The 10,784-nt window shown below is 62.5% G+C and carries 8 protein-coding genes; 2 read left to right on the forward strand and 6 right to left on the reverse strand.

Annotation, left to right across the window (positions count from 1 at the left end; translation table 11 throughout):
* Position 1 precedes the first annotated feature (1 nt).
* The 6 genes from rpsC to RA26_RS11725 form a co-directional block, all read right to left on the reverse strand.
* Positions 2 to 712 carry a 30S ribosomal protein S3 gene (gene rpsC, locus RA26_RS11700; RefSeq protein ID WP_019297987.1) on the reverse strand — a complete coding sequence of 237 codons (711 nt, stop codon included), beginning with the start codon at positions 710 to 712 and terminating at the stop codon, positions 2 to 4.
* Positions 712 to 1,092 (reverse strand): 50S ribosomal protein L22, encoded by a 381-nt coding sequence (rplV, locus tag RA26_RS11705; RefSeq protein ID WP_008557868.1) that lies wholly within the window; start codon positions 1,090 to 1,092, stop codon positions 712 to 714. The genes rpsC and rplV overlap by 1 nt, the downstream gene beginning before the upstream one ends.
* Positions 1,093 to 1,095: 3 nt before the next feature.
* Positions 1,096 to 1,374 carry a 30S ribosomal protein S19 gene (gene rpsS / locus RA26_RS11710; protein ID WP_008554066.1) on the reverse strand — a complete coding sequence of 93 codons (279 nt, stop codon included), beginning with the start codon at positions 1,372 to 1,374 and terminating at the stop codon, positions 1,096 to 1,098.
* A 3-nt stretch (positions 1,375 to 1,377) separates the two neighbouring features.
* Positions 1,378 to 2,220, reverse strand: coding sequence for a 50S ribosomal protein L2 (gene rplB, locus RA26_RS11715; protein ID WP_024088538.1), 843 nt, complete (start codon positions 2,218 to 2,220; stop codon positions 1,378 to 1,380).
* A 355-nt stretch (positions 2,221 to 2,575) separates the two neighbouring features.
* Complete coding sequence (locus tag RA26_RS11720; RefSeq protein ID WP_039183871.1) at positions 2,576 to 5,290, reverse strand: EAL domain-containing protein; 2,715 nt, start codon at positions 5,288 to 5,290, stop codon at positions 2,576 to 2,578.
* Positions 5,291 to 5,566: 276 nt separating this feature from the next.
* A complete protein-coding gene (locus RA26_RS11725) occupies positions 5,567 to 6,457 on the reverse strand; it encodes a LysR family transcriptional regulator (protein WP_039183874.1) in 891 nt (296 codons plus the stop codon).
* Positions 6,458 to 6,568: 111 nt separating this feature from the next.
* Here RA26_RS11725 and RA26_RS11730 point away from each other — a divergent pair, with 111 nt between their 5' ends.
* Both RA26_RS11730 and RA26_RS11735 read left to right on the forward strand, forming a co-directional pair.
* A complete protein-coding gene (locus tag RA26_RS11730; RefSeq protein ID WP_039183877.1) occupies positions 6,569 to 8,119 on the forward strand; it encodes a proton-conducting transporter transmembrane domain-containing protein in 1,551 nt (516 codons plus the stop codon).
* 14 nt (positions 8,120 to 8,133) lie between these two features.
* Positions 8,134 to 10,542, forward strand: coding sequence for a YbcC family protein (locus tag RA26_RS11735; protein ID WP_039183878.1), 2,409 nt, complete (start codon positions 8,134 to 8,136; stop codon positions 10,540 to 10,542).
* Positions 10,543 to 10,784 lie beyond the last annotated feature (242 nt).

Here is a 10,784-nt window from a genome sequence, read left to right on the forward strand (position 1 = left end):
CTTAGCGACGGCCGCCACCAGCACCACGGGGTGCAGGGCCGTCCTGGATTTCTTGTGCTTTACGGTCACGCGCCGAAGGATCGTGCTCCATGATCTCGCCTTTGAAGATCCAGACCTTGATCCCGATGATCCCGTAGGGGGTCATCGCTTCGGAGTGTGCGTAATCGATGTCGGCACGCAGGGTGTGCAGCGGCACGCGGCCCTCACGGTACCATTCGGTACGCGCGATTTCCGCACCGCCCAGACGGCCAGCGACGTTCACCCGGATACCCAGGGCGCCCATGCGCATGGCGTTCTGCACGGCCCGTTTCATGGCACGGCGGAAGGACACACGGCGCTCCAGCTGCTGAGCGATGGACTCGCCGACCAGCTGAGCGTCCAGTTCCGGCTTGCGCACTTCAACGATGTTGAGGTGCAGCTCGGAGTCGGTCATCTTGGCGATTTTCTTGCGCAGGACTTCGATGTCCGCGCCTTTCTTGCCGATGATGACGCCCGGACGGGCGGTGTGAATGGTCACGCGGCATTTCTTGTGCGGGCGTTCAATGATGACGCGCGCAATGCCAGCCTGCTTGCATTCTTCCTTGATGAACTCGCGGATTTTCAGGTCCTCGAGCAGCAGATCACCGTAGTCTTTGGTGTCGGCGTACCAGCGGCTGTCCCAGGTGCGGTTCACCTGAAGGCGCATGCCGATCGGATTGACTTTCTGACCCATTAGGCTTGCTCCTCAACTTGACGCACCTTGATGGTGATCTCCGCGAACGGCTTCAGGATTTTGCCGAACCGGCCACGGGCACGCGGACGGCCGCGCTTCATGGTCAGGTTCTTGCCAACCCATGCCTCGGCGACGATCAGTTCATCGACGTCCAGGTTGTGGTTGTTTTCAGCATTCGCGATGGCGGACTGAAGGCATTTCTTCACGTCCTGCGCGATCCGCTTGTTGGAGAAAGTCAGGTCGGTCAGGGCCTTCTCGACTTTCTTGCCGCGGATCATCTGAGCCACCAGGTTCAGTTTCTGCGGGGAGGTACGGAGCATGCGCAGTTTTGCCATTGCTTCGTTGTCTGCCACGCGGCGGGGGTTCTTTTCCTTGCCCATGACTTACTTCCGCTTCGCTTTTTTGTCTGCGGCGTGGCCATAATAGGTGCGGGTCGGCGAGTATTCACCGAACTTCTGACCGATCATGTCTTCCGAGACGTTGACGGGGATATGCTTCTGGCCGTTGTACACACCAAAGGTCAGGCCGACGAACTGCGGCAGGATGGTGGAACGGCGCGACCAGATCTTGATCACTTCATTGCGGCCCGATTCACGCGCTGCTTCGGCCTTTTTCAGGACGTAAGCATCAACGAAGGGGCCCTTCCATACGGAACGTGCCATGGATTAGCGGCCTTTCTTCTTGGCGTGGCGCGAGCGAACGATGAGCTTTTGCGACGCCTTGTTTTTGTTGCGGGTCCGTTTGCCCTTGGTCGGTTTGCCCCAGGGGGTCACCGGGTGGCGGCCACCGGAGGTCCGGCCTTCACCACCGCCGTGGGGGTGGTCGATCGGGTTCATGACGACACCACGCACGGAAGGACGCTTGCCCTTGTGGCGCATACGGCCGGCTTTACCGAAGTTCTGGTTCGAGTTGTCCGGGTTCGACACGGCACCGACGGTGGCCATGCATTCCTGGCGGACCAGGCGCAGTTCGCCCGACGACAGGCGGATCTGAGCGTAACCGCCGTCACGGCCAACGAACTGAGCGTAGGTACCGGCTGCACGGGCGATCTGGCCGCCTTTGCCGGGCTTCATTTCGATGTTGTGAACGATGGTACCGATCGGCATGCCCGAGAACGGCATTGCGTTGCCCGGCTTGATGTCGGCCTTCGCGGATGCGATGACCTTGTCGCCAACTGCCAGACGCTGCGGCGCCAGGATGTAGGCTTGCTCGCCGTCTTCGTATTTGATCAGCGCGATGAATGCGGTCCGGTTCGGGTCGTATTCGATCCGCTCAACGGTGGCCGCTACATCAAATTTGTTCCGTTTGAAGTCAACGATCCGGTAGAGGCGCTTTGCGCCGCCGCCACGGCGGCGTGCAGTGATCCGTCCGGTGTTGTTCCGGCCGCCCGATTTGGTCAGACCCTCAGTGAGAGACTTGACCGGACGCCCTTTCCAAAGCTCCGAACGGTCGATCAGAACCAGCCCACGCTGGCCCGGCGTCGTCGGTTTATACGACTTGAGTGCCATGCTTTCTGTCTTCCGTTTAGCGTGCCAGGCCTTAGGTTCTTGTCTTTGGCCCAGCTATGTTGAAGGCCCCCGTAGGTGCCTGAGATATAGGGCCCCGAAGGTCCCCGAGTTCGAGTGTCCTGACAAACATAACGACCCCGGAAACGAATCCGGGGTCTGCAGGATGGATGGCGTTTAGCAGAGTCGCCGGAAGGTGGCAATGACAGACTTCCGGCTTTTCGCGGTTTGGCCGCAATGGGGCCTGGGACCTGTGCCAGCCACTGTAACTGCTATGCCTGTCCGGTACCACCGCACAGCGCAGCCCAGCACTGCTGCCACGGTGCGAAGCAACTGCGAAGCCTGCCAGCCCCCTTGCCTACCCGGCTTGAAGCGGCCTGTTTTCAGCCTGCCACTCGCGGGCCCAGGCCAGGAACTTTGTGCTGCTCATCGGGCGCCCGAAGGCATAGCCCTGCAGGATGGCAGCACCAAGCCCGGACAGGACTTCCGCCTCACCGGCGGTTTCAACTCCTTCCACAACCGCCGCTGCACCAGCGCTGGCAGCCATTTCGATCAGCCCCCGCATCAGGTCGCGGCGCGCCGGCTTCTTGTCGATTCCGGTGGTGAACATGCGGTCGATCTTGAGCCTGTCCGGCTTGAGCGCCAGCACACCTGCGATACTGGCGTGGCCGGTGCCGAAGTCATCAATCTCGATACCGATGCCCATTGCCTTGATCGCGTCGATCTGCTTGGAGTAGTCATCGTTCACGTGATCCAGAAAGACAGTCTCCAGAAGCTCAAACGCCAGTCCGCTGGGCGGGATGTCGGTCCGCTGCCGCAGCTCTTCGATCAGACCCGGATGGCCCAGCCGCTCAGCTGAGACATTCACCGAGATGCTGGGCAGGGTAGTCCCCTGGCGCGCAAATTCCCAATAGGCCGACAGGGCAATATCCAGAACCCGACGATCCAGATCCGCTAGCATGTTCACCTCCTTGGCGATCGGCACAAAGACATCCGGACCGACAATACCGCGGCGGGGATGGTGCCAGCGGGCCAGCGCCTCACATCCCGCCAGCACCCCTGTTTCACCGTCAATCTGGGGCTGGAAGGTGACCTCAATCTCGTTTCTCTCGAACGCCTGCTTGAAATCACGGATCAGGTCCATCTTCTCGTCATGAGCGGAACCGATGGAGTCGGAATAGGCGTTAACACAGGACCGCCCGTCCGCCTTGGAGGCATAAAGCGCCAGATCGGCGCGGCGCAGCGCTGATTGCAGGGGTTCCTCCGGCGCGCAAAGCGCAAACCCGATGGAGGCGCCAACTTGAAGGCCGGCATCCTTGTAAGTGACCGGCTGAAGCAGCGCGAACAACAGGTCGGAACAGAATTCATAGGCCTCTGCCTCACTGCCGGAAAACTCCATCAGCACGGCGAACTCATCGCCGCCAATGCGGAAGGCAAAATCCCGTCCGTTCTTGATATGGGATGAAATCCGCTTGGCAGCATGTTCGAGAACCAGATCTCCGGCCTCGTGGCCGTAGGTATCATTAATTTCCTTGAACCGGTCCAGATCCAGCGCGATGACCAGCGTCCCGGCTTGCTGCTCCGCTGCAGGCGCCGCCGCGATTTCTTCAAGGTGCTTGCGGTTGCCAAGTCCGGTGAGCTTGTCGTGCCGGGCTGACCAGGCGCTCTCCTCTTGAGCTTCGCGCATGGCTTCAAACGCTTCCTCCGCCAGTTCCCGGCTCATCCGCTCCTTGCGGATCGAGTCCATCCGCAAACTGATCTCATCCTCCACCCGGTCGAGAACCCGGTTGTAGCGGAACGCCAGCGCGCCCAGCTCTGATGACCGTTCGACACGCACGCGGCTGCTGAAAGATCCGGACCGCTGGTGCCGCTTCATTTCCTCAAGCAGTTCCAGCAATGCATTTCGCTGGTTGTTTTCCGCAAGATTCAGCCCCCGCACTTCGTCCCTGGGGCGCGCCCGCAGCAGCCCCGCCGCCTTGAGGAAAATTGCCAGCGGCACGGTGCAGCAAGTAACCCAGGCAGCAACGGCAGCAACTCCCATCGCCTGAACCCCCAGCTGGCCCAGCCTGCTGCCCGCCGGCAACAGGTCCAGCGGGACCGTGAACGCAACTGCCAATGTCCCCATGAGCCCCGCGGCCAGATGCACCGGAACCGCGCCCACCACGTCATCGATCTTCAATGCATCGAGAATGTCCCGGGCGACGATCACAGTTACCGATCCCGCAATCCCGACCAGAAAGGCCATCGGCCCCGTCACCAGATGAATCCCCGCCGTGCCCGCAACCAGCCCGCCCAAAAAGCCGTTGACCAGAATCTCCGCCCGGACACAGCGGAACAGCCCGAGGCCGATGGCAATACTGGCGACGCCCGCCCCGGCGGCCGACAGCATGGTGCGGGCAATCACTGGCCCGACATCCGCGCTGAAAGCAAGGGCAGATCCGCCGTTGAAGGCGCCCCAGCCGACCCACAGCAGCAGCCCGCCCAGGGTCACAAGGGAAATGGAGTTCTCCTCGAAGAACCGTTTTTTCGGGCCGTAGCGGCCCAGCCGCGGCCCCAAGAAGACCACAACCACCAGCGCGGTCCAGCCGCCGACGCTGTGCACTACCGTCGCGCCGGCAAAATCGATGAAGCCGGCCTGCCGCAGCCAGCCCGCCTCGTTCCAGACCCAATGGCCCGCAACCGGGTAAATGAAAGCCCCCAGCATAACCGACATGACCATGTAACCGAGGAACCTTTCGCGCTCTGCCACAGCGCCGGACACAATTGTGGCTGCAGTGGAGGCAAAGGCCATCTGAAACAGGAAAACGGCGGCCGAATGGCCTGCGGAATTGTCGAGCCGGGGCCAAAAACCGCCGGCACCGAACAGCCCGCCAAAGCTGGGGCCGAACATCAGACCGAAACCGGTCAGCCAGAAGGCTGTACTGACGACACAAACATCCGACAGGTTCTTGAGGGCCACATTGGCAGCATTCTTGGCCCGTACAGTACCAGATTCCAGGCATAGGAACCCGGATTGCAGAACAAGCACCAGCAGCGCAGAGAGCAGGATCCAGATGGCATCAGCTTCAGACATTCAACAACCCTCATAAGGAGCATAAACTCACACGAACGACACCTTAAGTTGCGATAGTCAAAATTTCCTTTCCGCCCCGTGATCGTTGCCTGTACACGGCCGAGCATTTGCCAGCTCAGCCCGGACCATCTCTGCTGCCCGGCCATCAAGGCAACGCACGAGGTCCTGCATCCTCCCTCGCAACGGGTGTGACGGCCTGGCAACCCTTGGTGCAAGTACCGGATCAGCCATGGCCTGCCCTGCATCCGGCCCCGGGGACGCGTTTCAGTGCAGTCGTCAGGACAGGAACGCCGAAGCGGCATGCCGCTCGAGCAGATCCTGGACCAAAGGGTTCGGGAACCGGCGGCGGAGCGTGACCGCATAGAATGTTTCCTGAATCCGGGGGTGCTCGCTGGCCTCTCTGAGTCGGCCGGAGTTCAACTCATCCGTCACGACAATGGGCGCGACAAGGGCCAGCCCGATATCTTCCCGTGCCAAAAGCCGCATCATTGCCATGTCATCCACCTCTGCGGCGATCTGCGGGCGGACCGACAACCTGCTGGCTAAGGCATCAAAAGCCGTGCGCACGCTGCTGCCGGCGGTGGGCAGGATGAAGGGCTGCTCAAGGAGAAGCTCACGCAGCGGGCGGTCCGGGTCCAGCCGCGTGGGGCTGCCGACAATGCTGACGTCCTGCTCGCCGATCTTGTGTGCCTCATAGGGTGTCAGGCTGTCGTCCGGCGGCGGCTGGTTCATCAGCACCAGGTCAACGTTGAGCGTTCCCAGGCCTTCGAGCAATTCCGCCGGACTGCCTGAGCGCAGGACAACCTCAACATCGCTGCGGGACAGGATCGGCCTCAGAAACCCGATCTGAAAGTTACGGGACAGAGTCGCGAGCGCTCCCACACGCAAGGCCTTCCGGCTTTGAACCGTCCCCGACAGAGTGGCGACAAGCTCCTGTCCGGTTGAAAATATCGCATCCGCGTGGCCCAGCGCGATACGTCCGGCCTCAGTCAGATGAAGCTGCCGCCCGCGGCGCTCGAACAGGTCGTGCCCCAAGCGCTCTTCCAATTGCTTGATCTGAACTGACAGCGCCGACTGCGACAGGTTCAGCCGTTGCGCGGTACGGGTCAGATTGCCGTCATGCGCAACCGCCCAGAAGTACCGGAGATGATGATAGTTCAATGGCATTCGTTCTATTTATTAGAACAATATCTCTAAAACAATGAATTTTTATCAAGTGAAGCTCTGCCTTATGCATTTCCAAATGTCTCTGACTAAGAAAACTGAAGGGTTCCGATCATGACCTATCTTCTTCTGCCCCTCCTCAGCCCGCTGGTCCTGCTGGCTGCAGCCTTCTATGCGTTCCGCCATCCCGGCAAACGCCCCGGGCGGGTGCCGGAGTTGGCCGAGGCCGCTGCCTTTGCCGCCTTTGCCATCGCGGCGGCGGCTGCCGCGCTGCTGATTTTGAATGGCTCCGGCACCTCGGCATTGATCGGGCTTTTAGGGGCCGGGCTTTCGGTCCGGCTGGACGCGGTAAGTGCGGTGATGCTGGTTCTAGTAAGCTTCATCGGCTGGATCGTCCTGCGCTTTTCCAGGACCTACCTGGACGGCGAAGACCGGCAGGGCGCCTTCACGGGCTGGGTCAGCACTGCGTTGGCCTCTGTTCTGCTGCTGGTGATGTCCGGCAACCTCATTCAGCTCATTGCGGCCTGGACAGTGACCAGCCTGGCGCTGAACCAGCTGCTGCTGTTTTATCCCGAACGCGCGACAGCCCGGCGGGCTGCCCGTAAGAAGGCCGTGGTTGCACGTCTGAGCGAGGGCGCCCTAGCCGGTGCCGTTGTTTTGCTGATCGCCGCAACCGGGACGACGGATATCGAAACGATCCTGTCCACGGCCGGGGCAGGCTGGCTGATGGCCGCGGCCGCCCTGTTGATCGCCGCGGCGGCGGTTCTGGCTTCGGCGCAGTTCCCGCTGCACGGCTGGCTGACCGAGGTGATGGAGGCGCCCACACCGGTTTCCGCCCTGCTGCACGCAGGTGTGATCAACGCGGGCGGGTTCCTGCTGATCCGCTTTGCCGACGTGATGCTGCTGGCACCGGGCGTGATGGCGCTGCTGGTCATGCTCGGCGGGTTCACCGCGCTGTTCGGCGGCCTGGTGATGCTGACCCAGCCCGCAGTTAAAACGTCGCTGGCCTGGTCTACTATCGCGCAGATGGCCTTCATGATCATGCAATGCGGCCTGGCGCTGTTCCCGCTTGCCCTGCTGCACATCGTGGCGCACTCGCTCTACAAGGCGCATGCCTTCCTCAGCTCAGGCGAAGCGGTGCGCAATGTCGCCGCGATCCGCCGCCCCGGCCCGGTTGCGGTCGCAAGCGCGCGCAACGTGCTGCAGGCCTTTGCCATCGCCATCGTGATCTACTGCGGCGCGGGTGCGGTTCTGGGATTTGACGGCAAGTCGGTCCAGGCCATAGCCTTGGGTGTGATCCTGATCTTCGGTGTCGCCTACCTGCTGGCACAGGGCTTTGCCGATGCGGCGCCACGGGCACTGATGCAGCGGACCGCAGCCTATGCCCTGGCAGCTTCGGTCAGCTACTTTGCCCTGCAGGTCATCACCCAGCATCTGACCGCCGGCAGCCTGCCGCCGGTCCCAAACCCCGGGCCACTGGAATGGGCGCTCATCCTCCTTGCCCTCGTAAGCTTTGGCCTGGTGGCCGTGGCGCAGGCAACCTTCCCGCTCTGGGCATCTCACCCAGCGGCCGCCGGACTGCGCGTCCACCTGACCAACGGTCTCTACGCCAATGCGATCTTCGACAAGCTGCTGGACGGATGGTCCAAGCGCGCTGCTGCCTGAAAGGAAACCCGCTCATGTTTGCGAAACTCGAGTCCTACCCCGCCGCCCTGCTGGAACTTGTTGCCAAAGCCAACACTGCTGCCAAGGCGATCCCGCCGCTCTTCCCGCTCTCTGCCAATGTTGCGGTGAACCCGTTCCTTGGCCAGACGGGCGAACCCCTGGCCGTCACTGCTGCGCGTCTTGAGCGCGCGGGAGGTGCACGGATTACACCGCCGCGCACGTATTGGCGGCAGAAGCTGGAGGCAGGCAGCATCACTGAAGCCGACCTGCAGGACGCTCTGGCTGCGGTCGAAGGCCGCTTCAATGCGCCAAACCTGCAAAACATCAAGGCCGCCCTGGCCAGTGAGACCGCTGAACCCAAAGCCCTTCCCACTGTGGCCGAACTAGCCGCAGAGGTTTCAGGCATCGACTGGCCCGGACTGGTCGAAGACCGCGTCAGCGTATGGGCCGCCAGTCATTTCGATCAGGGGCAGGCCCTGTGGCAGCAGGACGGCACCGGCGGTGCTTTCAGTGCCTGGCGGGACTTTGCCGCGCGTGACCTGACACCGGAGATCCACGGCCTGACGGGTTTCTGCGCCTTTGCTGCGGACACCAACAGGTCGCATTGGCGGGCCATCGGCCGGGCGTCGGAAACCCTTGGCGTGAACTCTAGCGCCGCCACAACTGCATTCCACCGCTGGCTGATGACGCTGGGCGGCTGGGCACAGTACAGCCGCTACCTCCTGTGGCAAGCGGAACTGGAGGGCAAGCAGGACAGCACGGTGACAGAGCTTCTGGCCATCCGGATGGTCTTTGATGAAGCCCTGTTCGAGCTTTACAAAGACCAAATCCAGGCTCGCTGGGCAGAGGCTGTTGCGGCCCATCAGGCCCCGGTCACCCCGTCTGCGGACCTGGTCATCGACGCTGTTCTGCAGGAGGCCGCAGAACGGGCCGGACAACGCGCCCTGGAAGCCAAGCTGCTGCAAGGCAAACCGCTGCAAACCGAAGGGCGCCCGGAGGTGCAAGCTGCCTTCTGCATCGACGTGCGCTCCGAAGTCTTCCGCCGCGCGCTGGAGGCGCAAAGCAGCAGCATCCAGACCATCGGTTTTGCCGGCTTCTTCGGCCTGGCCAGCGCCCATAAGGCCGCAGGCTCGGATGTGACCGAAAGGCGCAACCCGGTGCTGCTCCAGCCCGGCATGGCCTCCCAGGCAGGCGAAACAGGGCAAGCCGACCTCAACCGCCGTTACTCGGCACGGGCCAAACGCGCCTGGGGCCGGTTCAAGCTTGCCGCTGTCTCCTCCTTTGCCTTTGTGGAGGCCGCTGGCCCGATCTATGTGGGCAAACTGCTCCGGGATGCACTGGGGCTGAATGGCCAGCCGGCCGCAGATCCCGCCCCCGTGATGGACCCGGAAATCGATCTGGAGAGCCGCGTGGGCATGGCCCGGTCGGTGCTGACAGCCATGTCGCTGACGGAGAATTTCGCACGGATCGTGCTGCTGGCAGGCCACGGCGCCCGGGTGACCAACAATCCGCATGAAAGCGCGCTGCATTGCGGTGCCTGCGGCGGTTACGCCGGAGATGTGAATGCCCGCCTGCTGGCCAGCCTTTTGAACGACCCGAGCGTACAGGCCGGCCTGCGGGACAAGGGGATCAGCATCCCCTCCGATACCGTCTTCGTGCCGGCGCTTCATCATACAACAACTGACGATCTGATCCTGTTTGAACAGGACCTGCCGGATGGGATGCCGCGGCAAGACCTGAAACAGCTGAAGACATGGGTCGCCGCAGCCGGCAGCCTGGCACGTGCCGAGCGCGCAACGCACCTGCCGCGCGCGGACCACGCCGCTGCAATTGCCCGCCGGGCCCGTGATTGGGCTGAGACACGCCCCGAATGGGGACTGGCGGGCTGCCGTGCCTTTGTCGCGGCGCCGCGCCACCGGACCGGCAGCGCGGACCTGTCCGGACAGGCCTTCCTGCACAACTACGACTGGCAGCGGGACGAAAGGTTCGGTGTGCTTGAGCTGATCATGACAGCGCCCGTGGTGGTCGCCAGTTGGATCAGCCTCCAATACTACGGCTCAACCGTGGCGCCGTCCGTGTTCGGCGGCGGCAACAAACTGCTTCACAACGTGGTCGGCGGGATCGGCGTTCTTGAGGGCAACACCGGCGCGCCGCGTCCGGGGCTGCCGTGGCAATCCGTCCACGACGGCACCGGTCTGCAGCACGACCCGCTGCGCCTGACCGTAGTCATCGAAGCGCCGCGCGAGGCGATGTCGGAAATCCTGAAACGCCACCCCGGAGTACGCGAACTGTTTGACAACGGCTGGCTGCACCTGATCGCAATGGACGGCGAAGGAAAAATGGCTTGGCGCTACCGCCCCGGCCTGAAATGGGTACGCTTCAACGAGCGCTCCGAGCCCCCCCGCGCGATGGCTGCGGAGTAACCCGCCGCTCCCGGACTTGAAAAATTGGCAAACGAGCGGCACTGGTCTGGACATCGCAGAAAAGGAAGCAGCGGAGGCTGAAGACCTTGAGCTGGACCAGGGCGCCCCGGCCACAGAAGCCGAAGAGCTCGCGAGTGACATTAACGTGCTCCCCTATGGGCTCGCGTTTATTAGTTTGCTCTGTTCAGGGTTTGCTCCTTTACCGACTGTTGGTGATACTCCCACAGACAGGCTGGGCTCAC

Source organism: Leisingera sp. ANG-M7, assembly GCF_000813965.1.
GTDB lineage: Bacteria > Pseudomonadota > Alphaproteobacteria > Rhodobacterales > Rhodobacteraceae > Leisingera.